Genomic DNA, 25006 nt, shown 5'->3' with positions numbered 1-25006 from the left:
GGCGGCGTTCCCGGGACGCTGAGGAGGTCAGATCGACCTCAGGAGCGACAGCAGAATGGCGACGTCGAGGGTCGGGGTTCCGGGGGCGTCCTTGAAGATGTATAGACCTTTGGTGTAGAGGGTGCGCGTCGGGCTCGTACCCCACCCCTTGTTGACATCCCACATGTACAGCCCGAACTTCCATGGGTGGTAACCCGCGCTTTCGCGGAAAGCGTTCGGGATGCTGGTGTCCACGACTTGCGCTGGTGCGGCGTTGCCGACCGCCTGCCACACTCGAGTGTAGGGGGCCCTGGCTTCGTCCCACTCGTACTTCCACTGAATGACGAAGTAATTCCATACTCCCTTCTGGACGGGAATGTCGAACGTGCTCCCGCTTCGGCTCGCGTCCGTTCCGTCGAGGACGCTGTTTGACTGGACCCAGAAGCGCAGTTTGCCATCCTTGCGCAGATCGAGCTTGTTCATCGACTGGACATTCTTGCTGCTGACCGAATGGCCGAGGCTCAGGATCGACAGGTGATCTCCGCTTCCGTCGAGTGGATGATCCTTGCCGACGTACAGGGCGAAGGCCGCCCAATACGGGACATCGTCGTGCAGAACGAAAGGAGAGTTCGCGCCCCACGCGGACATGATCGACGCGCGCGCCGACTGATAGGTGGAGTCCTGCCGATACGACATGCCCTGGAGAATCTTGTGGCGAAATGCCTTGCCTTCCGGACGTTCCGGGTCGGCGGTGCGGGCCACGGTAAGTTCACCCGTGTTCGGATCACGATAACCCGCGTCCGCAAACAGCGTGAGATCGCGCTCGACGTTCTTTCCGTCGCTGTCGCGGCCAGCCTGCAGCGAAAGGCGAGCCTTGGGATAGGCATCGAGCGGTTTGCCCGGATCGATCCAGGCGACGACGCGGGGATCTGAAGGTCCCAGGGTTGCACCGTCGCCTGGGATCGAACTCGCTGCCAGGCCGACGCCCGTGTTCGATGTCCATGCGAGCAGTAAAAACCAACACCAGATCGGTTTCACGTGCGCGTTCCTCGATCAGTCGTAAGAAGTCAAAAGAATCCGCGCCCGCCGGGGGCGGGCATCAGCGCGTGGATTGGCTGGCGAGCGACGGCACAGCTGCGCCGGGGAGTCCCATCTCCATGTACAGCGCTTCAATCTGAGGCAATACGGCACCGGCCGAAAAGGCTGCGTCCACCCGGTGACGGGCGGCTTCTCCCATTCGCCGAGCGAGCTGCGTGTCGCAAAGCAGGCGCTCAAGCCGGTCCGTCAGCGCGTTTATGTCGCCGGGTGCAACGAGAAAGCCTTCGACGCCGTCGGTTATGGCCTCTGGAATGCCGCCGACGGGCGTGGTCACGATCGGCAGGCCGGCTGCCATGGCCTCGAGCACGCTGACCGGCAACCCTTCGTTGTAGGAAGGCAGCACGTAGAGTGCCGCCGTTGCGAGGAGCCGATCCTTGTCTTCGCCTCTCACCCAGCCCAGCAACTCGACGCTGTCGGAGATACCGAGCTCTGCCGCGCGGGCGCGTATGCCTTCGAGTTGGCCATCGCCGCCGAGGAGCAGCCGCAAATCGGGTCGGCGAGCAACGATGCGTGCGGCTGCTTCCAGGAGATCGTAGCTTCCTTTGCGGTGACCCAGCCGCCCCAGGAAGAGAATCGTTCCGGGGACGCGTGCTGTCGGCGACGATCCACCGGGTGTCAGGACCGGGTTATAGATGGCAACGACATTGGGGTTTGCACAAATCCCGACGGCCCAAGCTTTCCATGCGCCCGACAATACGATGACCTTGGCGCAATGGTCGAACACGAAACTCACGAAGCGCTTGCGCAGCGGCCCGCACTCCTTTGCATAGAAGATGGCGAACTCCGCCCCGTGCAAGTGGAGTATTGCCGGAACCCGGAACAGAAAGGCCAGCAGGAAAAAGGGCGACTTCCTCCAGAAGCTTGCGCGCGAGGCAACGTGTATGTGGACGAGCGCAGGGCGGCGGACGAGGGCGGGAAGGTAGGCGGCCATTGCGCCGAGGGCGCACCGGAGCTTCCGGACTCCCGATCCATCGCAATGCGTGGCGATGTACCGGATTCCAAAGCGTTCGAATAGACCGTATTGCTCGTATACGCTGACCACCGAAGAGATGCCCCCACGGGTGTCCAGCGAAGTGCCGAGCATGACAATGCGCGGGTTCAGACCTCGCATACGACGCCGCGGAATTTGCCGTTTCGGGTGCGGGGTATGTTGTCCAACGTGCGAACGGCGATGGTTATGTTGTGGCCGATTCTCTCCCGGGCATTATGCATGAGCAGCCGTTCCACCGTGGATCCGTAACCGGCACCCGGGACAACGAGAATATCGATGCGATCGAGTGCCTCTTGCCGAATCTGTGCCTCGATGACCCCGTTCACGCCCTTGAAGATGTGGTCGAGACGGCCAATATGCCGGCCGTCCGGCAGTTTGACGATGTCGTCGTTGCGACCCTGGATGGCACGCACGATCGGAAAGCTCCGACCGCAGCGGCATGGTGCGCTGTCCTCAGGAATCTCGACGTAATCACCGGTCCGGTACCGGATCAGCGGCATCGCAAAGTTGTTGAAGGAGGTGCCGACGACCTCATAGGTGCCGTCTCCGGCCGGCAGAAATTCGGCTAACGAATAGTCAGCCATCACATGGTAGGCGCCGTGCTCGCAGGTTCCGATGGCCGCCACGCGTTCGAACTGGCCATACCAGTCGAATACGCGGCAGCCGAAGCGGCGCTCGATCTGCGCACGCTGGATCTCGGAGAGCGATTCGGAGGAGGTGACGATGCCGCGGAGCGCCGAGCCGCCGTACGATCGGCCCGTGGCTTCCAGCCAACTGGCGAGAAAGCCGACAGACGAGGGATAGGTCTGAATCACGACCGGGTTGAACTTCGCGAGGGCGTCCAGGTAAGCAGGGGCGGTGGCTTCGGACAGGTGATATGAGGAAAGCAGCAGCATGTTCTCCGCCCGGCTCAGGCGCCAGAATGGCGGCTTGGCCTGTATTACCGGCGTCACCATGTCGCCCCGCAGCCAGGCTCGTCGACTTCTCGGCGAAAGCCCCGCCCAATCCAGCTGTCTCTGAATGAACGCGTTCTCCCGGTTGATGGCTTGAAGGTCCTGAAATATCTTTAGCGGAGAGCCTGTGGTACCGCTGGTCGCGCCCTCGAACAGTGGTTTCCCCGCCAGCGAGGAAAGCAGGGCGCGTCCGGACGTTCGCACCTGATTCTTGTCCAGAAGCGGAAGTTGCGCGAGGTCGGCTTCGCTCTGGATGTCGCCGGGGCGGAGTCCCTGATCGCGGAAGCGCTTGCGGTAGAAATCGCAGTTGGCGTAGGCATGACGCAGGATGCGCGACAGCATGCCCATGCGGTAGCGTCCGACTGCCTCCCGGTCGTACCACTGCGATACGCCTATCTCGGCACGCAGGCGTTCGAAGGTACGGCCTTCGCGCAACTGGGCACGGGACCAGGCACGGAGCGATATCAGCGCTTCCTGGGCCCACACGGGGCTGTGCCGATAAAAAGATGAGGCGTACATAATCTCAGGCGATCGCGAGGACGAGCCACGGCACCCTTTTCACGGGCGCCTTCTCTACTCGGTGCTGCAAGCGCCGAACCAGCAGACGAAGGCTTGCCTGCCGCAGCGCAAACAGGTCATTGTGGCCGGGATGGCAGGGCTGCAAGAAACGCCAGGTATGAACGGTCGACCGATCGCGGAAGCGCCGCCGATGCGCTAGATCTGTTCGTCGGGTTGTGACAGGCACGCTTGTGTCGACCGAGTGGGTACCGGTGGGGCGTGCTGGCTGTTGCTCTTGAGCGTCCCGAGGGCGCATGCGGCAACTCGTTCCGTGGATGGCGCAGAAGCATTGTCGCCGCTTCAGCCTTTCAGGCAGCTTTCGGCACCCTCTATTCTCATTGCGCGAGACCGCGGTCTTGAGCACATCCCGTCCAGCGTTGTGCGGGCGGCATTCTATCCAGTGCGCGGCAATCCATGACGACGCACCGACGTGCGGGGAATCGCTTGGCCCAGGTTCTCAGAGGGTTGCGAAACCCCGCTGCGTTGCAGCGGGGCCCCGAAGCTAATGCACTTGCCGGTGACATTTTCATTGTAGGACACTACAATGAAAAACCTAACAATACGGGAGGTTTTGCGCGAGCCTGGCTACAGCGGCAGGGGCTGCCTGCGACCCTGAAACGTCGATTCAAGATGGAGGAGCGAATAATGGCTGAGACCAAGACTGTTGTGGTAAGTGCAGCGTTGGCATTGTCATCGATGGTGGCGTCGGGCGCTTCGGCACACGGAGACGGCCCCGCTTGTCAAGGCCTGCCCGGGTGGGGTTCGCTCAGATGGGCGCTGACGACAGCCCTAAATGGACCCGTCGGTGGTTTCAGCTTGAACATGTGGGCGACGCTCGTCGACCGCGATGGCATCGTCTGCCAGGTTGCGTTTACCGGCAACGAGCGCGGCGAGCAGTGGCCAGGCAGTCGGGTGATCTCGGCACAGAAGGCCAACACCGCCAATGCCTTCAGCCTGCCGAAGCTGGCGCTTTCTACCGCGAATCTCTATTCAGCAGTCCAGCCGGGTGGAAGTCTGTACGGCCTCCAGCACAGCAATCCGGTCGATACCCAGAACGCGTACCGCCTGCCGTCGAAGAATTACGGGACCGCGAGCGATCCGCTGCGCGGCTTCAAGATCGGTGGGGTGAATGTCTTCGGCGGAGGGCTCGCCCTCTACAACAGCAGCGGAAAACTGGTCGGGGCGATCGGGGTCAGCGGCGATACGTCGTGCGAAGATCACATGGTGGCCTGGCGTGCACGCCAAGCCCTCCAGCTGGATTATGTGCCCGGCGGCGTCAGCGGTGATCCCAACCGCCCGGACAACATCGTCTACGACATTACGCCGGCGTCGAGCTACACGGTCATCGGGAAAAGCAAGAGCGGCTGGGGTCATCCAGAGTGCGTGAATACCGCGCCTCCCAGTTCACTTCCGGCAGTGAGGAAGCCAGCGAGCTAGCCTCATTATAGTGTGTTCGGCGAGGGGTGCTCCGTATGGCGCCAAGCACTCCTTGCCCCTTTGTGTCAGTACTTTGAAGTAGAACCTGGCGGTAGCCGGCGGACTCAAGCCAGCGCAGTGCCGCCAGCGAGTCGGATGCCGCCTCGGCAACCGGACTCGAGCGGGACTTCAAGGCGATGACCGCGGCGTCGACGTCCTGCGGCAGAGGACGTGTTGGCACTCCGATCATCTGTACGGTGCGCATGCCGACCTTCACGAGCATGCCGCGAGGTCGGTGCGGCGACAGAGCCCAGCAGCACGGCGATCCTGTCCACCCTCAAGCCGATATATCGTCGGCCGGCCAATCTCGGTGAGGAGCCCTTACCATGACTGAGGATGCTCAGGCCGAAGCATCCGCGACGCGCTCCCGCAGCACGCGTTTCAGCATCTTGCCGGTGGCGCTCTTCGGCAGCGCTTCGACGACGTTCACCCGGTGTGGCACCTTGTACGGGGCCAGATGCGCCCGGCAGAAGGCGACGATGTCCTGCGGCGCGAGCCGGGCGCCGCTCCTCGGCACGACGTCCGCATAGACCTCCTCCCCGCGCAGACGATGCGCGGCGCCGTAAACGGCGGCTTCCTGAACGTCGGGATGGCGGTAGAGCACCTGCTCGACTTCGGCGGGCCAGACCTTCAGGCCGGCAACGTTGATCATGTCTTTCACGCGATCGACGATGAAGAGATAGCCGTCGTCGTCCAGCCGTCCGATGTCGCCGGTATGGAGCCAGCCGCCGCGCAGCGCGCGGGCAGTTTCCCCGGGTTGGTTCCAGTACCCCTGCATGATGCCGGGACCGCGGAAACAGATCTCGCCCCAGTCCGCCCGCGGGACTTCGCGGTCGTCCGGATCGACGATCCGCACGCGCACGCCCGGCACGCACTTGCCGACGCTCCCCAGACGGTGCCGGTCGGGGAGGTTGACATTGGTGAGCGGCGAGGTCTCGGTGAGCCCGTAGCCCTGGTAGATGGGGCGGCCGGTGCGCGCCTGCCAGCGCTGCACCAGCTGGTCGGGAAGCGGCGCGGCGCCTGCGACCTCGAAACGCAGGGACGAGAGATCGTAGTCCTCCAACTGCATCGAGAGGAACGCGGCGTAGTGGGGTGCGACGGCAAAGAGGAGCGTCGCACGCTCCGTTTCCACGGCGCGCAGTATCGTGCGCACGTCGAATCGCCGAAAGAGCAGCAGGGTGGCTCCCGCTTCGAACGCCGCATTCATCATTACGTTCTGGGCGAAGACGTGAAACAGCGGAAGAAAGGTGGCGACCTTGTCCCGCTGGTCGAAGCGCAACACCTGCACGGTCAGCCGAGCGTTGGAGACGACGTTGCGCACGGACAGCGTCGCGCCCTTCGGCTGACCGGTCGTCCCCGAGGTGTAGAGCAGGGCGGCGGGATCGTCCGCGCGCCTTGCCAGCATCGGGCCGGCGCTCTCGCCTCCGTCGATCCAGGCGCAGAGCGGCAGCGCGCCCTCCGCGCTCCCCTCGCAGACGACGACGTGCGCCACCGTCGGGCAGTCACGCTGCGGAACATTCCCGACCAGTTCACCGACGGTGAAGACGATGCAGGCGCCACAGTCGTCGAGGATGAACTTCACCTCGTCGCGCGTGAGCGTCGGGTTGAGCGATACCGCGACACCGCCCGCGCGCTGAACCGCCAGATAGGCGAGCGCAAAGGCGGGGATATTGGGCAGGTAGAGGGCGATGCGGTCGCGCGGCCGCGCACCCGCGGCGATCAGCGATCGAGCGAGCCGGGCCGCATGCGCATCGAGCGTGGCATAGTCGACTGATTCCCCTTCGAAGATGATCGCCGGGTGGTGTGGAATCGTGCGCGCCGCCCGCGCGACATGTCGCGCAATGTTCACGTCCGAATGAATCAGCCGGCGCGCTGCTTCAAGTCGGTCGCAAAGTCCTCGTAGCGACGCAGCGGCGTCACGTCGATCTGCACGTGCTGACCGTGCGCCTGCATGATCGGCAGATCCATGAGGATCTGGTCGAGCGTGTCGGGACCGTCCACGTCCACGATCGCCACGACGCGGCGGCTGCCGACGCACTTCCAGAGATCCACGACCGCTCCGGCCTTCTTGGCAGCCAGGGCGGCCTCGGCTTCGCCCACCCACATCGCAAAGAGTTCCTTCTGCGACATGGTGCTCGGGTATTCGACGCTGAACAGCAGGTGATAGAGCATGATGGTCCTCCTTTTGGTGTGGGGTGCCGGAACGGCAGCGCACATTATCGCCCGGCGCTGCAGCGGGCGATCAGATTGCCTGCGCGAGGGCCTGCCCGAGATCCTGTGTGCTGGCCTTGCCGCCCAGGTCGGGGGTGTGCGGTCCCGCGGCGAGCACGGTTTCGATGCCGCGCAGGACCGCAGCCGCGGCCTCCGGGTGTCCCAGGTGCTCGAGCATCATCGCGCCCGCCCACACCTGCCCGATCGGGTTGGCGATGTTGCGGCCGAAGATGTCGGGCGCGGACCCGTGGACCGGCTCGAACAGCGACGGGTACTCGCGCTCCGGATTGAGGTTGGCGGACGGCGCGATGGCGATGGTGCCGGTGGTGGCCGGCCCCAGATCCGAGAGAATGTCGCCGAACAGATTCGACCCGACGACGACGTCGAACCAGTCGGGGTGCTGGACGAAGTGCGCGGAGAGGATGTCGATGTGGTACTGGTCGGTGCGCACGTCCGGGTAGTGCCCGGCCATGGCGGCGAAGCGCTCGTCCCAGAATGGCATACTGATGGCGATGCCGTTCGACTTGGTCGCGGACGTGACGTGTTTCTTCGGGCGGGTGCGGGCGAGCTCGAAAGCGTAGCGCAGGATGCGGTCCACGCCCTTGCGCGTGAACGTGCTCTGCTGCACCACCACTTCGTCGTCGGTGCCTTCATACATGCGCCCGCCGACCGCGGAGTACTCGCCTTCGTTGTTCTCGCGCACGACGATGTAGTCGATGTCGCCGGGCGCGCGATTCGCGAGCGGTGAGCGCAAGCCGGGAAAGAGGCGCACCGGGCGGATGTTCGCGTACTGGCGAAACCCGCGCCGCATGGGAATCAGCAGCCCCCACAGCGAGACGTGGTCAGGCACGCCGGGAAAGCCGACGGCGCTGAAATAGATCGCCTCGAACTCGCGCAGCTGGTCGAGTCCATCCTCCGGCATCATGCGGCCGGTCTTCGTGTAGAACTCGCAGCCCCAGGGGAACTCGGTCCAGTCGAAGGCGAAGCCGAACTTCCGTCCGGCCGCCTCCATCGCCCGCAGTCCCTCGGGCATGACCTCGTTGCCGATCCCGTCGCCGGCGATTACGGCGATCCTGTGGGTTGTCATGGTGGTCTCCTCCGCGTCGAGACTCGGATGGCGATGGTAACAACATCGCGAGTGCGCCGAGAAGGTGGATTCTCCGCCGATGCGATAATGTCGCCATGTCCACCGCGACGCGATCCCCGCACCGTCTCTGCACGGCTCCGATGATGGACTGGTCGGACCGTCACTGCCGGTATTTCTTCCGCCTGCTCGCCCCGCACGCGCGCCTGTACACGGAGATGGTGACGACGGGTGCGCTGCTGCACGGCGACGTCGAACGCCACCTGCGCTTCGATCGCGCCGAGTCGCCCGTGGCGCTGCAGCTCGGCGGCAGCGAGCCCGACGCACTTGCCGCGTGTGCACGGCTCGGCGCAGCGCAGGGCTACGATGAGATCAATCTCAACTGCGGCTGCCCGTCCGAGCGCGTGCAGCAGGGCGCGTTCGGGGCCTGCCTCATGCGCGAGCCGGAGCTTGTGGCAGATTGTGTGCGGGCGATGCAGGAAGTGGTCCGCGTGCCGGTGACGGTCAAGCATCGTCTCGGCGTCGACGCGATCGAGTCGTTCGACTTCGTGGAGCGCTTCGTCAAGGTCGTGGCAGACGCAGGCTGCGACACCTTCATCGTCCACGCGCGCAACGCCATCCTGAGCGGCCTGTCGCCGAAGGGCAACCGGAGCGTGCCGCGGCTGCGCTACGACGACGTCTACCGCCTGAAGCGAGAGTTTCCGCAGCTCGCCATCGTCGTCAACGGCGGCGTGGATGCGCCCTCAGCGAGCGCTGCGCACTTGACCCGGGTCGACGGCGTGATGCTCGGGCGCGCGGCATACCACGATTCCTACCTGCTCGCGGCCCTCGATGCGCAGCTGTTCGGCGGCTCCCCGGCGTCCCGCGCCGACGTCGTGCGCGCGATGGCATCTTATGCGGCGCGGGAAGCCGCGTCGGGCACGCCGCTGCGCGCGATCGTGCGCCACATGCTCGGCCTGTATCAGGGGCAGCCGCGGGCGCGCCTCTGGCGCCGATTGCTGTCGGATCCGTCGCGGCTGGCGAGCCACGATCCCCGCCTACTGCTCGAAGCGCTTGCCCTCGTCGAAGGGAACGGTGCTCGGGAGTTGGAAGCGGCGGCCTGATCCGTCTTCAGGTGACGCGACGCAGCCGGCGGGCGTTGCTGGTGGCCTTGGCGTGAACCGGGCTCACGGCGCGGTGCGCTACGCGCGGCAGGGCAGACAGCGCGCGGGTGCCGGCGGCGAACATGCCCGACATGAGCGCCGCAGGGTTGCAGAGCGTCCCGGCGCCGCGGCCCGCGGCCGGATGGAAGGCGGTGAGATAGGCACACCATTGACGCGTAGCGACGTTCGCCATTGCCTGCTGGAAAGAAGCCATTTCCCGGGCGGCTCCCATCCAGGCCTGGGAGAATGCAATGACCTTCTCGGCGCCCATGTCGACGAACTCGCGGCGATCGCTCGCTCCGGGGAACGGGCCGGCGGCGATCATGCGGGCGGTACGCTGCGCGATCACCTCAGGGGCTGCGAGCAGCGTCTCCCAGGTCTTCATGCCGGTCTGCCACCACAGCATCGCCGGATTGATACGCGACATGGCGCGGCTGTAGCGGCGCAGATCGTTCGTATTCCAGGGCGACGGTAGCATGGCCAAACTCCACAGGGACGCAAAGAGGATGCGATTCTAGCGTCCTCGGCAAGCGCTCGTGAGCTTTTTTGTGGCATCGCAGCATGATAAGGTGAATGCATCCTGAGAGGGCCGCGCTTGGATTCCGCCGCTTTCGCCGCCCGACTTATAATCTGCGCCCACCTTCCAAGCTCGGTGAGAGCCGTGAAGATCCTCGCCCTCGATACGTCCACCGAGCAGTGCTCGGTCGCTCTGCTGGACGAAGACACCGTCCACGCGGAGGAGGTCCACGCCGGGCAGAAGCATTCCGAACTGTTGCTGCCGATGGTCGATCGCCTGCTCGACGAGGCCGGGCTGCGTCTTGCGGATGTCTCCGGCATCGCCTTCGGTGCGGGCCCCGGCTCCTTCACCGGATTGCGCATCGCGTGTGCCGTGGCGCAAGGGCTCGCGTTTGGTGCGGGCAAGCGGGTGGTGCCCGTCTCCACACTGCTGGCCATGGCCGCGGGGAGCGGGGGCGCGCGCGTGGTGTCGGCGCTCGATGCTCGCATGAACGAGGTCTACATCGCCGCCTATGCGCGCGACGGTGACGGCTGGCGCACGGTCATTCGCCCGTCGGTGCAGGCACCGGACGTCGCGCCCGAGCTGCCCGGCGTGGGCTGGATCGGGGTGGGCAGCGGGTTCGCCGTGTGCGACGGCGCGCTCGCGAAAGCCTGCGGTGACCGGCTCGCGGGGGTCGACGTATTGCGCTGTCCACGCGCCGCCGACATGGCGCGGCTGGCAGTGCCGCTCTTCGCGGCGGGTCTGGGCGTCGCCCCGGAGGAAGCGGCGCCGCTCTACGTGCGGGACAAGGTCGCACTCAAGGTGTCCGAGCGGTGAGCGCGCAGCTCGCGGACGCCGTGTGGTTTCGACTGATGCGGACATCGGATCTCGACCGCGTGATCGCCATCGAGGAGCGCGTGTACACGCATCCGTGGACGCGCGGCAACTTCGCCGATTCGCTGCGCGCCGGCTACGGCTGCTGGACGCTCGAGTGCGACGGCGTGGTGCAGGGTTACGGCGTGCTGATGACCGGTGTCGACGAGGCGCATCTGCTCAACCTGACCATTGCCGCGGAAACGCAGGGACGCGGCTATGGGCGCAGGCTGCTCGCTCATTTCCTGGGGCTCGCGCGCGATCTCGGTGCACGCTCCATCTATCTGGAGGTGCGGCCGTCCAACGTCATCGCGCGCGACCTCTATCGGCGCGACGGGTTTCGCGAAGTCGGCATCCGCCGCGGTTATTACCCGGCGCTCGCCGGGCGCGAAGACGCGATCGTGATGGAGCGCAGGCTGTGAGCGCGCGGCGCGACCTCATGCTGGAGGAGATGGGGCTGACGCCGGTGTGGCGTCTGCGCGAGCAGAAAGTCGAGCCTGCCGTGTGCGCGACAGCACCCGCGGTTGCGGGAGCGGCAGAGCCGGCGGCCCCGACAAGCGCCCCGGTGACGGACCGGCGCACGCGCATCCTGAATCTCGACTGGGATGCGCTCAAGGCGGAAGTCGCGAGCTGCACCGCTTGCGCCCTGCACGCGCAGCGCACCCGCACCGTCTTCGGGGTGGGCGACGAGCAGGCCGACTGGCTGTTCGTGGGCGAGGGTCCAGGCGCAGAGGAGGATGCGCGCGGCGAACCCTTCGTGGGACAGGCGGGCAAGCTGCTCGACAACATGCTGGCTGCCATCGGACTCAAGCGCGGCGACGACGTCTACATCGCCAACGTCGTGAAGTGCCGTCCGCCCGGCAACCGCAATCCGGAGCCAGCCGAGGCCTCCTGCTGCGAGCCGTACCTCACTCGTCAGATCGCGCTCATCCGGCCGCGGCTGCTGATCGCGCTCGGGCGGGTCGCCGCGGTGAATCTGCTCGCGCGCGATGCGACCATCGCGAGCCTGCGCGGGCGTCTGCACGACTACCGCGGGACACCGCTGGTGGTCACCTATCACCCGGCGTACCTCCTGCGCAACCTGCCCGACAAGGCGAAGGCGTGGCAGGACCTGTGTTTCGCCCGCGACGCCATGGCTCGACTCAAGGGATGACGTCATGTCACAGTCGGTATCGGTCTCCATCGTCACCAACTCGCTGATCGCCGGATCGAAATTCTTCGGCTTCAGCGTGACGGGCTCGCCCACACTCTTCGCCGAGACCATCCATTCGCTGGCTGACGTCGGCAATCAGGTGTTGCTGAAAGTGGGGGAGGTGCGTGCCGGCACCAAGGGTGACCCCGAGCAGCATCCGTTCGGCATGGGACAGGAGCGTTTCTACTGGGCGCTCGTATCCGCCGTGTCGGTGTTCTTTCTCGGCTGCGGCGTGACGCTGTACCACGGCATCTCGTCGCTGCTGCACCCGGAGGAGGTGCAACCGTTTACGCCGCTGGTCATTGGCTTGCTCTTTTTCGCGCTCGCGCTGGAGCTTTTCACGTGCATCACGGCGCTGCGCGAAATCGGCGGCTGGAAGGGGCTGCGCGAGAACCGCTCCAATACGACGGTGCTGGCCGTGCTGGCAGAGGACGGAGTGGCCCTGCTAGGCATCCTGCTCACGCTCTTCGTGGCGTTGAGTTCGTGGTATTTCGGGCCGCATGCCGTGCTGGATGCCATCGTGTCCATCACCGTCGGCATCATGCTCGGCGCGATGGCGATCTGGCTCGCGAACTTGAACCGGCGCCTCCTGATCGATGCCGGCGACAGCGAACTCAATACCCGTCTGGAGGAGTGGCTCGCAAGTGCGGACGTGGCGGCGGAAGTCCACAGCGTGACGCTGGACGTGGACCGCTACGTCGTGTTCATTCGGCTTGCGAATCGCATTCCGGAAGCGCTGGTTCAGCGTGCGCCGGAGCTTGCCGCAGGTCTCAAGGCGCACGCCCGCGATGGCCTGGGAAAGCGTCTCGATTTCGTGTTCTGGAAGTTTCCGGCCGCGGCGTGACTTGTTAAGACCGCCGCGCAGATGACGCTACAATGCGCAGGCACACACCGAGGAGGTCATTCATGATCAAGAAATTGTGGTTCGTTGCTGCGGCTGTGCTGACCACGCTTCTGTCAGGGTGCGGATACAACGCCATCCAGACGGCCGACGAGCAGGTCAAGGCAGCGTGGGGCGAGGTGCTGAACCAGTATCAGCGTCGCGCCGACCTGATCCCGAACCTCGTCAACACGGTGAAGGGATTCGCCCAGCAGGAACAGGAGGTCCTGACCCGGGTGGTCGAGGCTCGGGCCAAGGCCACCAGCATCCAGGCCACCCCGGAGCTCGTCAACGATCCGCAGGCCTTCGCCAAGTTCCAGTCGGCGCAGGGGGAACTCACCGGCGCGCTGTCCCGCCTCATGGTGGTGGTGGAGAACTACCCCCAGCTCAAGTCGGACCAGAACTTCCGCGACCTGCAGGCGCAGTTGGAGGGCACCGAGAACCGCATCACGGTGGCGCGCAACCGCTTCATCCAGGCGGTGCAGCAATTCAACAACACCGTGCGCCAGTTCCCGACGAACCTGACGGCGATGGTCTTCGGCTACAAGGTCAAGCCCACCTTCGCGGTGGAGAACGAGGCCGCCATCGCCACGCCGCCCAAGGTCGATTTCGGCAGGCCGCCGGCCGCGCCCCCTGCAGCACCGGCCGCACCGGCTCCGGCAGCGCCGGCGAAGTAATCGCGGCGCATGAAGCGCGTCCTCGCCAGCTTCGCGCTGGCGATCGCCTGCCTCGCCGCCGTCATCGCGCGCGGCGAGGTCGCGGTCCCGCCGCTGCAGACGCGCGTCACCGATCTCACCGGCACGCTCACCGCGCCCCAGCGCCAGGCGCTGGAGGACAAGCTCGCCGCCTTCGAGGCGGCGAAGGGCAGCCAGATCGCGGTCCTCGTCGTGCCCACCACCGAGCCCGAGTCGATCGAACAGTACGCGCTGCGGGTGGCGGAGCAATGGAAGCTCGGGCGCAAGGGCGTGGACGACGGCGCGCTCCTGCTGGTGGCCAAGAACGACCGTCGGCTGCGGATCGAAGTCGGCTACGGGCTCGAGGGCGTGATTCCGGATGCCGGGGCGAAGCGCATCGTGTCCGACATCATCACGCCGTACTTCCGCCAGGGCGACTTCTATGGCGGGATCCAGGCCGGAGTCGACCGCATGATCCGCGTCGTCGAAGGCGAACCCCTGCCGCCGCCCCGGCCGCGCGGTGCCAGCGGCGACCACCTGGTCGACCTTGGCACCATTCTCGGCATCGTGGTGATCGGAATGGTGGTCACGAGCGTTCTGTCCGCCTTGCTGGGCCGCTTCTTCGGGGGTGCCCTCGGGGCAGGCGGCACGGGGCTGATGGCATTCCTGTCTTCCACCTCGCTGCCGATTGCATTCTTCGCCGCACTGGCGGTGATTCTGCTCGGGGGAATGCTGGGCGGCGGGACGGGCTATCAATCCACGCGCGGGGGGCGCGGCGGTGGTTGGGGAGGCGGCTTCCCGACCGGCGGCGGCTGGCCTCGTGGCGGTGGTGGGGGCTGGTCCGGCGGCGGTGGCTGGTCGGGCGGGGGAGGGGGCGGTTTCGGCGGCGGTGGCGCTTCGGGGAACTGGTGAATGAACGTCGGTCGCTGGCTTCGACACCTCGTGAGCGGACCCTTGAGCGTGAGCGCTGCGTTCCCGGCTGCCGCGATGGCAGCCATCGAAGCGGAGATACGCGCAACCGAGGCAACCCACCTGGGCGAAATCGTGTTCGCGGTGCAGGGCGCACTCGATGGGCAACGCCTGATGCGCGGCATCAGTGCGCGCGAACGGGCACTCGAGGTCTTCTCCGAACTGCGTGTGTGGGACACCGAACATCGCAACGGCGTACTCGTTTACCTGCTGCTCGCCGATCGCGATGTCGAGATCGTCGCCGATCGCGGCATTCACAGACCCTGTGGTGCCGAAGCGTGGGAGGAGATCTGCCACGCGATGGAGGAGGAGTTTCGCGCCGGGCGCTTCGAGGCCGGTGCCATACGCGGCATCCGCGAGATCGGCGCACATCTCACCCGTCATTTTCCTGGCGACGGCACCCGCAGCAACGAGCTGAGCGACCGGCCGGTCGTGCTCTGACGATTCTCTCGCGCTGTCGAGATCGGCTCCACGCGAGTCAGCGAGGCGCTTTGCGCCCGATCCGTGGACGATGCACGGCCGCGCGCAGTGAGCAACTTGCGGCAGGTTCCCCGTGTCATCTTCACTGAGGTAGCTCGCCGGGCGATGATTCCGGTACACTAGCGCAGCACCACGCTCGTCCTGGTGCACGCGTGTCGCCTTGCATATGACATGCGGCCGCTGCGCGACGAGCATTCTCGGCGCGGCATACGCGCACTCCGCGGTACTCCACGACACCGCAATCCGTCCCGCTCGTCAGTCTCCGGATGACGACACGTGTACGAGCGGGCCTTGCGATAAGCTGGTCGGGCTTTTGGCCAGCATGCGGTCGACATTTGTCTGGCGGCGCGCACGACGTCTGCCGCGACTCGGAAGCAGGGGAGGTCTCATGCACGAAAATTACAGGGGATTTCGGAAGGACATCAATGCACTTCGCGCCCTTGGAGTTGCACTGGTCGTTCTCTTTCACTTCAAGGTTCGCGGATTCTCCGGCGGGTTTGCCGGGGTGGACATCTTCTTCGTGGTGTCCGGCTACCTGATGACGTCGATCATCGTCGGAGCTCAGGAACGAGGCCGCTTCTCGTACGCGGATTTTCTCGCCGCGCGCATGGTACGCATCTGGCCGGCACTGATTGTCCTGAGCTGCGTGGTCATCGCGATCGCGGTGCTTTGTCTCCCCCCGGTCGACCTGCGGGCGGTCGCGGCGAACGGCTTCTACTCGCTCTTCTTCTGGTCGAATCAGATTTATGCAAGCCAGGCGGGATATTTCGCGCCGACGTCCGACCAGAATCCCTTTCTCCACACGTGGTCGCTTTCGGTCGAGTGGCAGTTCTACATGCTCTTTCCACTGTTGCTGCTGGCGGGGCGGAGGACGTTCGGGCGGCGCGGGCCGACCATCGTTGTCGCATTCGTCGTGCTGGGGTCGTTGATCTGGTGTCTTCTGGAGCCGTCGGACACCCTGCGGTTCTTCGGCTTGCCCTCGAGGGCATGGGAACTGGGCACGGGAGGGATCGCCTACCTGCTCGGACGCCACTTCCAGCCTGCAGCGAACCGCCGGTTAGTGCGCCCCTTGCTCGCGTACTGCGGACTCCTGCTGATACTGGCGTCCATCGCGTTCATCGATGCCAATCGCCCCTGGCCTCTTCCCTGGGCCGTGCTCCCGGTGCTCGGCACCGCTTTATTCATCATCGCTCGTCATGAAGGGAACCTGCTCGCGCGCAGCGACACCGTCCAGAAGCTGGGGTTGTGGTCGTACTCCATATATTTGTGGCATTGGCCGGTGGTCGCCGCACTGCACTTTCTGCACTGGAACCAGCCCTGGCAGGCGGCGGCCGGAATGGTGGCCTCGTTACTGCTCGGTCGGGCCTCGTTCCAGCTCGTGGAAGAACCAGCGCGCAGCTGGTTCAAGAGCGGCGGTCGAGTGCGTCTGGGTGCTCTTGCAACGGCCGGCAGTTGGCTTCTCGTGGTCGGTCTGGCGATCGTGATGGTCAAGCTGCAGGGGTTGCCACAGCGCAAACCGGAACTTGCCGCTTCGCTGTCGACCCTGGCGGACGCAGAGCGGGATTGGGAATTCCCCGCCGACTGCGGGAACTGGAAGGTCAGCAAGCAGTTCGAGATCTGCAGGCTCAACGAGCAGGCCCGCGGTGCGCCGTGGCTTTTCGTCGGTGATTCGCATGCGGAACACTACTATCCCTATTTCAAGACTCACACGGCGCATCCAGTCGACTTTCTGACCTCCGGCGGTTGCCTGCCCGTCCCGAACACCAACTCGACCCGGCCCGGTTACCATTGTCCGGAGTTCGTCGAAGAGATCCGCAAGGTCGCTGCGTCCGGACGTTACGAACGCATCATCGTCGCTGCGATGTGGAAGAGCTACTTTGACGGAGACACCTGCATCTGGCAGGAAGAGGCGTGCACGAAAGTGATTTCCGATCCGTCGTCGCGTGAGTTGGTCCTGGACGCTCTGAAAGGTCTCTTGCTGGATTTCAGGCGCAGCGGTCTGGCGGTGTCACTGGTGTTGCCCGAACCGCTCGTCAATTACAATGTGCCGCGCGAACTCGCACGTCGTCGCTTTCTGGGGGTGGACGAGGCCGAGGTGGTGTCCGTCGCGTACGACCGCCATTCTGCAGAAACCGGCGCCGTGCGCGCGGGATTGCTGGAGGTGGCGAATGTCGTGGATGCCTCCGTGGCCGACCCGGAACAGCACCTTTGCCACCACGGGCGGTGTTGGTTGGTTGACGAGCGCGGGATGCCGATCGTGCGCGATGCGAATCACTACCGTGCGTCCTGGGTTGCGACCCGCGCACACTTTCTGGACGGATTGGATCGCGACGACCTGCGTAGCCGGCAGGTCTGGGATTAGACGGCATGCTGGACCCGCGCTCGCTGTCTCCGGTCTGTTCCAAAGGTCGTTGACCGCCGACGCGAACGGCTGACCATCGAGGAGAACCCGTGAAGGAGCAAGAGCGATACTCGCTGTCGGTATTGGGCACGCTCGAGGCCGAGAGCATCCACATCCTGCGCGAGGTCGCGGCGGAATGCGAGCGTCCGGTGATGATGTATTCGGTCGGCAAGGATTCGTCGGCGATGGTGCGCCTTGCGCAGAAGGCGTTTCACCCGGGGCGCATCCCGTTTCCCCTGCTGCACATCGATACGTCGTACAAGTTTCCGGAGATGTACGAGTTTCGCGATCGCTTCTGCAGCGAGATCGGCGTCGACCTGCGTGTTCATGGCAACCAGGAGGCGCTGGCCGCCGACGCGAATCCGTGGGACCTCGGCACCGTGAAGTGCTGTGCGCTCTTGAAGACGCAGGGACTGCTGGGCGGCTTGCGCGAGGGTGAATACGACGCCGTGATCGGCGGGGCGCGGCGGGAAGAGGAGCGCTCGCGCGCCAAGGAACGCATCTACTCCTTCCGCGATGCGCATGGCCAGTGGGATCCGAAGAACCAGCGCCCGGAGCTGTGGAATCTGTACAACGGCAAGGTCAGTCCCGGCGAGAGCATCCGCGTGTTCCCGCTTTCCAACTGGACCGAGCTCGACGTCTGGCGCTACATCGAGCTCGAGAGCATTCCCGTGGTGCCGCTCTACTTCGCGCAGGAACGCGAAGTGGTGGTGCGCGGCAGTCAACTCATCCCGGTCGGCGAGAAGACACGCCTGCAGCCGGGGGAGAGCCCGCAGCGCGTGATGTGCCGATATCGCACGCTCGGATGCTACCCTTGCACGGGCGCAGTGCGGTCGACCGCGCAGACGGTGCGGGAGATCATCGACGAGCTCCAGGTCGCACGGCATTCCGAACGCATCACGCGCATCATCGATCACGATCAGGACGGTTCGATGGAACAGAAGAAGCGCGAGGGTTATTTCTGAGATGAAAGCCGGCACGCTGCTGCTCCGCCCCGGAGAGCCCGACCTTCTTCGCTTCGCCACCGCGGGCAGCGTCGACGACGGCAAGTCGACCCTGATCGGCCGGCTCCTGCACGATGCGAACGCGCTCTACGAGGATCACATCGAGGCGCTCAAGAAGAAGGCCAGTCGCGGCGCCGGCACGATGGACTTTGCGCTGATCACCGACGGACTCAAGGCCGAACGCGAGCAGGGCATCACCATCGACGTGGCGTATCGCTACTTCTCGGCGCCGAAGCGGCGCTTCATCATCGCCGACACGCCGGGTCACGAACAATACACGCGCAACATGGCGACCGGCGCCTCGACCGCCGACGTCGCGGTGGTCCTGGTCGACGCGCGGCTCGGCGTGCTCACGCAGTCGAAGCGGCACGGGTTCATCGCCTCGCTGCTCGGAGTGCCGCACCTCGTGGTCGCCGTCAACAAGATGGACATGGTCGACTATGAGCAGGAGGTTTTCGAGCGCATCCGATCGGAATATCTCGAGTTCACTGCGCGCCTCGGCCTGCCCGACGTCACCTTCATCCCGGTGAGCGCGCTGCTCGGCGACAACGTCGTCAGCCGCAGCGAGAACATGCCGTGGTATCACGGGGTACCGCTGCTCACGTATCTGGAGAACGTCTCCATCACCGGCGATCGCAACCTGATCGACCTGCGCTTCCCGGTGCAGCGTGTAGTGCGTCCCAACCAGGATTTTCGTGGCTACAGCGGACAGATCGCATCGGGGGTGATCCGGCCCGGCGACGAAGTCGTCGCGGTCTCCTCCGGGCGCCGCTCGCGGGTGACGCGGATCGTGACGTACAACGGCGACCTCGACTACGCCTTCGCCCCGCTGTCGGTCACGCTGTGTCTCGCCGATGACATCGACGTGAGCCGCGGCGACATGCTGGCGCACGCCAACAACGTCCCGCGGGTCGAGCGCGAGATCGATGCGATGCTCATCTGGCTGGGCGACAGGCCGCTCGAAGTCGGGCGGAGCTATCTCGTCAAGCACACTACCAACGTCGTCAAGGCGAGCTGTGCGCAGATCATGTACCGGGTCGACCCGAACACGCTGCACCGCGGGGACGCGACCCAGCTCGGGATGAACGACATCGGCCGCGTGCGGCTGACGCTCTTCCGCCCGCTGCATCTCGATCAGTACGAACGCAATCGCGCGACCGGCAGCTTCGTGCTCATCGATCCGCTCACCAATCTGACCGTGGGCGCGGCCATGGTCAGCGACCGGCTGCGCGCTCCCGACGCCGTTCCGGCAGCGTCCGAACAACCGGTGAGCGGCGATCTCACCTGGCACGGCAGCCGGGTCGAGGCCGTGGAGCGCGCGCGCCTCCTGCATCAGCGTCCGGTCACCGTCTGGCTCACGGGGCTTTCGGCTTCGGGCAAGTCGACCATCGCCTTCGAGCTCGAACGGCAGCTCGTCACCACCGGGCACGCGTGTTTCGTGCTCGACGGCGACAACATCCGCCACGGTCTGAGCCGCGATCTCGGCTTTAGCCCGCAGGAGCGCACCGAGAACATCCGCCGCATCGCGGAGGTGGCACACCTCTTCAACGAGGCGGGCCTCATCGTCATCACCGCTTTCATCTCGCCGTATGCGCAGGACCGGGCGCTGGCGCGGCAGGTGATCGGCCCGGAGCGATTCGTCGAGACGTACCTGGCGGTCGACGTCGGGACCTGCGAGCAGCGGGACCCCAAGGGTCTCTACGCCAAGGCGCGCAAAGGGAAGATCGCCGACTTCACGGGCATCTCGGCACCGTACGAAGCGCCCGAGTCGCCCGCGCTGGCTCTCGACACCTCGAAGCGGAGCGTGGACGAGTGCGTGCGGGAGATCCTGCAAGTGCTCGGCGACCATCTCGACCGTGCTTGATCTGCCGACGACCCTGTCGGGATTCGGGGTCGGCGTTATCGTCGGCTTGACGGGCATCGGCGGCGGCGCCCTGATGACGCCTATCCTGGTGCTGATCTTCGGCGTTGCGCCACACACCGCGGTTGGCACCGACCTCCTGTTCGCCTGCGTTACGAAGAGCTTCGGCGTGCTGGTGCACGGCCGACGCGGTACCGTCGACTGGCAGGTCGTGCGGCGGCTGGCAACCGGCAGCCTGCCGGCAGCACTCGCAGTCGTGCTCCTGCTGGCGCACTACCGGACGAGCGATACGCGCAACGGGATCATCCTGACGGGCGTCGGCATTGCGCTCGTGCTGACGGCGACCGGCCTGCTCCTGCGCGGGAGGCTGCAGGAGGTCGGGCGATCGCTGCGTTCCCGTGCACCCAGCAGCTTCAAACGTGCGCAGCCGCCGCTTACGGTGCTGGCGGGGGCGATCGTCGGTGCTCTGGTGGCGCTCACCTCGGTCGGTGCCGGGGCGTTGGGCACCGTGGCCCTGGTCTACCTCTATCCCTTCCGACTGACCGCCGCCAAACTGGTGGGGACCGACCTTGCCCATGCCATCCCTCTGGCGCTGGTGGCGGGCGCCGGGCACCTTGCGCTGGGCAACACCGATTTCGGGCTGCTCGCGAATCTGTTGGTCGGCTCCATTCCGGGCATCATGCTCGGCGCTACCTTGAGCACGCGCGCACCGGAACCGGTGATCCGCAACACGATGGCGTGCGTGCTGCTCCTGGTTGCGGGCAAGCTGCTGCTGGGTTGATCCGGTCCCTACGGGGCGGTAGCGGCGGTCAGTCGCGGTCGGCGATCAGGGTGCAGACGATCCTGCGGTTGCGCCGGGGGCCGTCGAACTCGCAGAAGAACACGCCCTGCCAGGTCGAAAGCCCGGCTTCACCGTCGATGATGGGGATTGTCTCCGAGGGGCCGACGAGACCCGCCTTGAGGTGTGAATCGCCGTTGTTGTCCTGCTCGTCGTGGAGCCAGACCCCGGCCGGAATCAGTTTGCGCAGGCAGGCCACGACGTCGGTCGGCACGCTCGCATCCCAGTTTTCCTGAATCATGATGGCCGCCGTCGCGCCCTGCGCGTAGACGTTGACGAGCCCGGACCTGATGCCGGATTTCGCTACCACCTCGCGCACCCGCGCGGTGATGTCCACCAGCTCTTCGCGATGGTCGGTTCGCAGTTCTATCGTTGTTTGCATGGTCGAGACCGCGTTGTTGCACCGCAAGGATTTTACTCGCCGACAGCCTGGTCGATGACGCTTTGCAGCGAATCCGCTAAAATTTCGCCCCTTTCCCGCAGCGGCCCGCCCTCCAACTGTCGCGCCACCTTTCCATGATCCTCATACTCGACGGCAATACCGATCCGCAGAGCGCCGACTACCGAGCGCTGATGGATCAACTTGCCGCGCTCCCCAACATCGCGGCCCGCGTGCATCACGAGCAGGGCACGGAGCGCGGTCTGTTCGAGGTCTACCTGATCGGCAGCACGACCGCCCTCAACCTCGATGACATGCGGGCGCTGCCCTGCGTCGAGCGGGTGGTGCGCATCTCCGAGGAGTACCGCGTTCTCGGGCGGCACAAGGACGAGTCGCGGCCCACCCATTTCGATTACAACGGGGTGCGCTTCGGGCAGGACACTTTGCACGTCTTCGCCGGTCTGTGCGCGGTCGATACGCCGGCGCACGTCGAGGAGATGATGCGCGCGCTGCGCGACAACGGGCAGGTGTGCACGCGAATGGGCGCGTACAAGCCGCGGACGAGCCCCTATGCCTTCCAGGGACACGGCAAGGCGTGTCTTCCCTACGTTTTCGAGCTGGCGGGGAAATACGGCATCAAGGTGATCGCGATGGAGGTGACTCACGAGTCGCACATCACGGAGATCCGCGACGCCCTGGAAGCCACCGGGAAGCCGACCGGCGTCATGCTCCAGATCGGTACGCGCAACACGCAGAACTTCGAGCTTCTCAAGATCGCGGGGCGGCAGCACGACTTTCCGATTCTGCTCAAGCGCGGCTTCGGCATCACCCTGGACGAGTCCCTGAACGCCGCGGAGTATCTGGCGAGCGAAGGCAACCGGCACGTCGTCTTCGGGCTGCGCGGCATGAAGACCAACATGGGCGATCCACACCGCAATTTCGTCGATTTTGCGCACGTCCCGGTGGTGCGGCGGCTGACGCGCATGCCCGTCTGCGTCGACCCCTCGCATTCGGTCGGTTCGCGGGCGCAGGCGCCCGACGGCCTGCTCGACATCTTCCACGTCACGGCGCAGGGGGTGCTCGCCGGCGCCAACATGGTGCTGGTGGACTTCCATCCGCATCCGGCCAAGGCGCTGGTGGATGGGCCGCAGGCGCTGCTCCTGAAGGAGCTGCCGTATTTTCTGCAGGATGTCGGGATCGCGCGGGAAGCCTATCTCCGGCGCGTGGAGTTGGCGCGAACGTTGCGGGAAGCCGCCTGACCGTCCGCCGGGTGTGTTCCGTTCACCCTGGCGTCAGGGACGGAACTCTTCCATTCGGGACAGGAGCAGGCAGATGGGACACCGTGTCGGCGGCCGCCACATCGACGGCGTTGACCACTTGGGGAGCGGCCAGGCGTTCGCCGACAAGCTGAGCGGCGGACTGCGGGCCGTACCGGTCTTTAAGGACCTCACGAGCGAGGAGGCGAAGCTTCTCGCCGGGTACCTCGACGTGTACCGGGTCAAGACCGGAACCCCTTTCATCTTCGAGGGCGACGAGGGCAGCTTCATGGTCGTGGTGCTGGGCGGTCAGGTGAACGTCTTCAAGCAGTTCGAAGGTTCCAATCCGAAGCTCGTCGCCGTGGTCGGCAGCGGCAAAACGCTCGGCGAGATGTCGATGATCGACGGCGAACCGCGGTTTGCCACCTGTGTGGCGGCCGAAGACACCACTTTCGCAATGCTTGATCGCAAGGGCTTCTTGCAGATCATGGAACAGCGCCCCGGATTGGCGGCGAAGATCCTGCTGCCGCTGGTGGTGCTGCTCAACCAGCGGCTGCGTCACGCCAGTGCCAAGTTGCTCGAAGTCATGGAGTCCGGGACGGCGCGGAAATGACGAACCCCCGCATCCCGACGCAGGGGGCGCTCGGCAGTCTCGAGTACCTGGGTGATGGCGCGTCGGTGAGCGATGGATTCTTCGATCAGGCAGTCACGTCGCAGTTTTTCGCGGGATTCGATTGCGAAGAGATCAGTGCGCTTGCCGGTTTCTTCCACGTCATGCGCGCAACCCCCGGCCTGCCCGTCATTCACGAGGGCGGCACCGGCGACTACATGCTGCTCGTGCTGTCCGGGCGGGTCGACGTGCTCAAGCAGGCGGAGGACGGCAGCAGCCGTCTGATGGCCACCGTCGGCCCCGGCATGACTCTGGGCGAGATGTCGATGCTGGACGGCGAGCCGCGGTTCGCCACGTGCATGGCCATCGAAGCGACGACGATCGCCGTGCTGACCCGCGATGACATGCTGCAGATCATCGACGAGGCGCCGCGGCTGGGCGCGAAGATCCTCGTCAACCTCGTCACGCTGCTCTCGCAGCGCTTGCGCCGCACCAGCGCGAAGCTGGTCGACCTCCTGCCGCGCGGCAGCGCGGCGTAACTCGTGCGGAACACCAGAGCGGGCTGGGTCGCCCTGGCGCTGCTCGGGCTGCTCGTCGCCACCACGGCACGGGCGACCGAGATCATCGACGATCGCGGGGTGAGCCTGCGGCTTGCCCGACCGGCCCAGCGCATCGTGACGCTCGCCCCGAGTCTCACCGAGCTGGCCTTCGCCGCCGGGGCCGGTGCCGCCGTCGTCGGTGTTGCCGCGTACAGCGACTACCCGGCCGAGGCGGCGCGCCTCCCGATCGTCGCCTCGTCCGGCGGCATCGATCTGGAAGGGGTGCTGGCCGCCAAGCCGGACCTCGTTCTGGCGTGGGGCAGCGGCAATCGCCCGGCCGACGTACAGCGCCTCGAAGGCCTGGGCATTCCCGTGCTGGTCACCGAGCCGCGCCGGCTCTCCGACGTGCCGCGCATTGTGCGGCTTCTGGGGCAGGCGGCGGGCACTGGGAAAGCAGCGGAGCCGGTCGCGCAGGCTTTCGAGGCCGAGCTTGCCGGGCTGCGAACGGCAAACAGCGGGGCGCGTGAGGTCACGGTGTTCTATCAGGTGTGGGACCGCCCGCTGCGCACGATCGGTGGAACCCACATCATCGACGAGATGATCCGCCTCTGCGGCGGTCGCAACGTGTTCACCGATCTTCGCCTGCTTTCCCCGGAAGTGGCGCTGGAAAGCGTGATGGCTGCCGACCCGGACGTTCTTCTCACTGCAGGGACCGGTCGTGTCGAGGTGCCGGCGTGGGCGAGGACCGTGAATCTGCGCGCCGTTCGCGAAGGGCACGTCTACAACGTCGATCCGACGCTGGTCGAGCGGGCAACCCCCCGGCTCGCCCAGGGCGTGGTGCAGATCTGCGAGCGGCTGGCGCGTGCGCGCGGCGACGAGAAGCGCGAGTAGGCGGAAAACCCCTTCCGAGCGTCAGGCCGCGTCGTCGCCGCGGTGGTTGCCGCGCTGCCAGAGCACGTCCGGCACGTCGAGGCCGCGGTTGATGACGCGGGCAAGGACGAACAGCAGGTCGGACAGCCGATTCAGGTAGCGCTGGTTCAACCCGGAAAGGGCTTCCTGTGC

27 protein-coding genes are annotated in these 25006 nt (G+C 65.7%); 17 read left to right on the top strand and 10 right to left on the bottom strand.

Annotation, left to right across the window (positions count from 1 at the left end):
• Window positions 1–27: 27 nt before the first annotated feature.
• The 3 genes from JNK68_09050 to JNK68_09040 form a co-directional block, all read right to left on the bottom strand.
• Window positions 28–1017, bottom strand: coding sequence for a hypothetical protein (locus tag JNK68_09050; GenBank protein MBL8540507.1), 990 nt, complete (start codon window positions 1015–1017; stop codon window positions 28–30).
• Window positions 1018–1078: 61 nt separating this feature from the next.
• Entirely contained in the window at window positions 1079–1810 is a 732-nt protein-coding gene (locus tag JNK68_09045) for a glycosyltransferase family 4 protein (protein MBL8540506.1), read from the bottom strand.
• Window positions 1811–2175: 365 nt separating this feature from the next.
• Window positions 2176–3507, bottom strand: a complete 1332-nt coding sequence (locus JNK68_09040) for a phenylacetate--CoA ligase family protein (protein MBL8540505.1) — start codon at window positions 3505–3507, stop codon at window positions 2176–2178.
• Between the two features lie 717 nt (window positions 3508–4224).
• Here JNK68_09040 and JNK68_09035 point away from each other — a divergent pair.
• A complete protein-coding gene (locus tag JNK68_09035; protein MBL8540504.1) occupies window positions 4225–5016 on the top strand; it encodes a heme-binding protein in 792 nt (263 codons plus the stop codon).
• Here the strand turns inward: JNK68_09035 and JNK68_09030 are convergent.
• The 4 genes from JNK68_09030 to JNK68_09015 form a co-directional block, all read right to left on the bottom strand.
• Window positions 4922–5278, bottom strand: coding sequence for a hypothetical protein (locus JNK68_09030; GenBank protein MBL8540503.1), 357 nt, complete (start codon window positions 5276–5278; stop codon window positions 4922–4924). The genes JNK68_09035 and JNK68_09030 overlap by 95 nt on opposite strands.
• A 117-nt stretch (window positions 5279–5395) precedes the next feature.
• Window positions 5396–6904 carry an AMP-binding protein gene (locus tag JNK68_09025; GenBank protein MBL8540502.1) on the bottom strand — a complete coding sequence of 503 codons (1509 nt, stop codon included), beginning with the start codon at window positions 6902–6904 and terminating at the stop codon, window positions 5396–5398.
• An 11-nt stretch (window positions 6905–6915) separates the two neighbouring features.
• Window positions 6916–7227 carry a transporter gene (locus JNK68_09020; protein ID MBL8540501.1) on the bottom strand — a complete coding sequence of 104 codons (312 nt, stop codon included), beginning with the start codon at window positions 7225–7227 and terminating at the stop codon, window positions 6916–6918.
• Between the two features lie 70 nt (window positions 7228–7297).
• A complete protein-coding gene (locus JNK68_09015) occupies window positions 7298–8353 on the bottom strand; it encodes a tartrate dehydrogenase (GenBank protein ID MBL8540500.1) in 1056 nt (351 codons plus the stop codon).
• 95 nt (window positions 8354–8448) lie between these two features.
• Between JNK68_09015 and dusA the strand changes: the two genes are divergently transcribed.
• Entirely contained in the window at window positions 8449–9453 is a 1005-nt protein-coding gene (gene dusA / locus JNK68_09010) for a tRNA dihydrouridine(20/20a) synthase DusA (protein MBL8540499.1), read from the top strand.
• A gap of 7 nt (window positions 9454–9460) precedes the next feature.
• Here dusA and JNK68_09005 read toward each other — a convergent pair whose 3' ends face one another.
• Window positions 9461–9970, bottom strand: coding sequence for a hypothetical protein (locus JNK68_09005; GenBank protein ID MBL8540498.1), 510 nt, complete (start codon window positions 9968–9970; stop codon window positions 9461–9463).
• Between the two features lie 183 nt (window positions 9971–10153).
• On the opposite strand from JNK68_09005, the gene tsaB reads away from it, so the two are divergent.
• The 11 genes from tsaB (at window position 10154) to JNK68_08950 (ending at window position 21103) form a co-directional block, all read left to right on the top strand.
• On the top strand, window positions 10154–10825 hold the full coding sequence (tsaB, locus tag JNK68_09000; GenBank protein ID MBL8540497.1) for a tRNA (adenosine(37)-N6)-threonylcarbamoyltransferase complex dimerization subunit type 1 TsaB: 672 nt from the start codon (window positions 10154–10156) through the stop codon (window positions 10823–10825).
• 35 nt (window positions 10826–10860) lie between these two features.
• The gene (gene rimI / locus JNK68_08995; GenBank protein MBL8540496.1) at window positions 10861–11283 is read left to right on the top strand and encodes a ribosomal protein S18-alanine N-acetyltransferase; all 423 of its coding nucleotides are present in this window, start codon (window positions 10861–10863) and stop codon (window positions 11281–11283) included.
• Between the two features lie 17 nt (window positions 11284–11300).
• The gene (locus tag JNK68_08990) at window positions 11301–12014 is read left to right on the top strand and encodes a uracil-DNA glycosylase (protein ID MBL8540495.1); all 714 of its coding nucleotides are present in this window, start codon (window positions 11301–11303) and stop codon (window positions 12012–12014) included.
• Between the two features lie 4 nt (window positions 12015–12018).
• On the top strand, window positions 12019–12897 hold the full coding sequence (locus JNK68_08985) for a cation transporter (GenBank protein MBL8540494.1): 879 nt from the start codon (window positions 12019–12021) through the stop codon (window positions 12895–12897).
• 32 nt (window positions 12898–12929) lie between these two features.
• Window positions 12930–13610 (top strand): LemA family protein, encoded by a 681-nt coding sequence (locus tag JNK68_08980; GenBank protein MBL8540493.1) that lies wholly within the window; start codon window positions 12930–12932, stop codon window positions 13608–13610.
• A 9-nt stretch (window positions 13611–13619) separates the two neighbouring features.
• A complete protein-coding gene (locus JNK68_08975) occupies window positions 13620–14519 on the top strand; it encodes a YgcG family protein (protein ID MBL8540492.1) in 900 nt (299 codons plus the stop codon).
• A complete protein-coding gene (locus JNK68_08970; GenBank protein MBL8540491.1) occupies window positions 14520–15017 on the top strand; it encodes a TPM domain-containing protein in 498 nt (165 codons plus the stop codon).
• Between the two features lie 427 nt (window positions 15018–15444).
• Window positions 15445–17418, top strand: coding sequence for an acyltransferase (locus tag JNK68_08965; GenBank protein MBL8540490.1), 1974 nt, complete (start codon window positions 15445–15447; stop codon window positions 17416–17418).
• 89 nt (window positions 17419–17507) lie between these two features.
• Window positions 17508–18422 carry a sulfate adenylyltransferase subunit CysD gene (gene cysD / locus JNK68_08960; protein MBL8540489.1) on the top strand — a complete coding sequence of 305 codons (915 nt, stop codon included), beginning with the start codon at window positions 17508–17510 and terminating at the stop codon, window positions 18420–18422.
• Between the two features lies 1 nt (window position 18423).
• The gene (cysN, locus tag JNK68_08955) at window positions 18424–20325 is read left to right on the top strand and encodes a sulfate adenylyltransferase subunit CysN (protein MBL8540488.1); all 1902 of its coding nucleotides are present in this window, start codon (window positions 18424–18426) and stop codon (window positions 20323–20325) included.
• Window positions 20318–21103 carry a sulfite exporter TauE/SafE family protein gene (locus JNK68_08950; GenBank protein MBL8540487.1) on the top strand — a complete coding sequence of 262 codons (786 nt, stop codon included), beginning with the start codon at window positions 20318–20320 and terminating at the stop codon, window positions 21101–21103. Before cysN ends, JNK68_08950 begins: the two co-directional genes overlap by 8 nt.
• Window positions 21104–21131: 28 nt before the next feature.
• Here the strand turns inward: JNK68_08950 and JNK68_08945 are convergent, their stop codons facing one another.
• Window positions 21132–21542: a YjbQ family protein gene (locus JNK68_08945; GenBank protein MBL8540486.1), complete on the bottom strand. Its 411-nt coding sequence runs from the start codon at window positions 21540–21542 to the stop codon at window positions 21132–21134.
• A 134-nt stretch (window positions 21543–21676) separates the two neighbouring features.
• Here JNK68_08945 and JNK68_08940 point away from each other — a divergent pair, with 134 nt between their 5' ends.
• The 4 genes from JNK68_08940 to JNK68_08925 all read left to right on the top strand — a co-directional run bounded on the left by JNK68_08940 (window position 21677) and on the right by JNK68_08925 (window position 24835).
• On the top strand, window positions 21677–22798 hold the full coding sequence (locus JNK68_08940; protein ID MBL8540485.1) for a 3-deoxy-7-phosphoheptulonate synthase: 1122 nt from the start codon (window positions 21677–21679) through the stop codon (window positions 22796–22798).
• Window positions 22799–22871: 73 nt separating this feature from the next.
• The gene (locus tag JNK68_08935) at window positions 22872–23408 is read left to right on the top strand and encodes a cyclic nucleotide-binding domain-containing protein (GenBank protein MBL8540484.1); all 537 of its coding nucleotides are present in this window, start codon (window positions 22872–22874) and stop codon (window positions 23406–23408) included.
• On the top strand, window positions 23405–23944 hold the full coding sequence (locus tag JNK68_08930) for a cyclic nucleotide-binding domain-containing protein (protein ID MBL8540483.1): 540 nt from the start codon (window positions 23405–23407) through the stop codon (window positions 23942–23944). Before JNK68_08935 ends, JNK68_08930 begins: the two co-directional genes overlap by 4 nt.
• 3 nt (window positions 23945–23947) lie before the next feature.
• A complete protein-coding gene (locus JNK68_08925; GenBank protein MBL8540482.1) occupies window positions 23948–24835 on the top strand; it encodes a cobalamin-binding protein in 888 nt (295 codons plus the stop codon).
• A gap of 21 nt (window positions 24836–24856) precedes the next feature.
• Here JNK68_08925 and JNK68_08920 read toward each other — a convergent pair.
• Window positions 24857–25006 (bottom strand): ATP:cob(I)alamin adenosyltransferase (locus JNK68_08920; GenBank protein ID MBL8540481.1); only part of this gene is annotated, 150 nt, incomplete at its 5' end.

It is taken from the genome of Betaproteobacteria bacterium (assembly GCA_016791345.1).
Taxonomy (GTDB): Bacteria; Pseudomonadota; Gammaproteobacteria; order Burkholderiales; family JAEUMW01; genus JAEUMW01.
The sequence above is the reverse complement of the archived record's forward strand: the minus strand, read 5'-3'. Positions and strand labels throughout refer to the sequence as shown.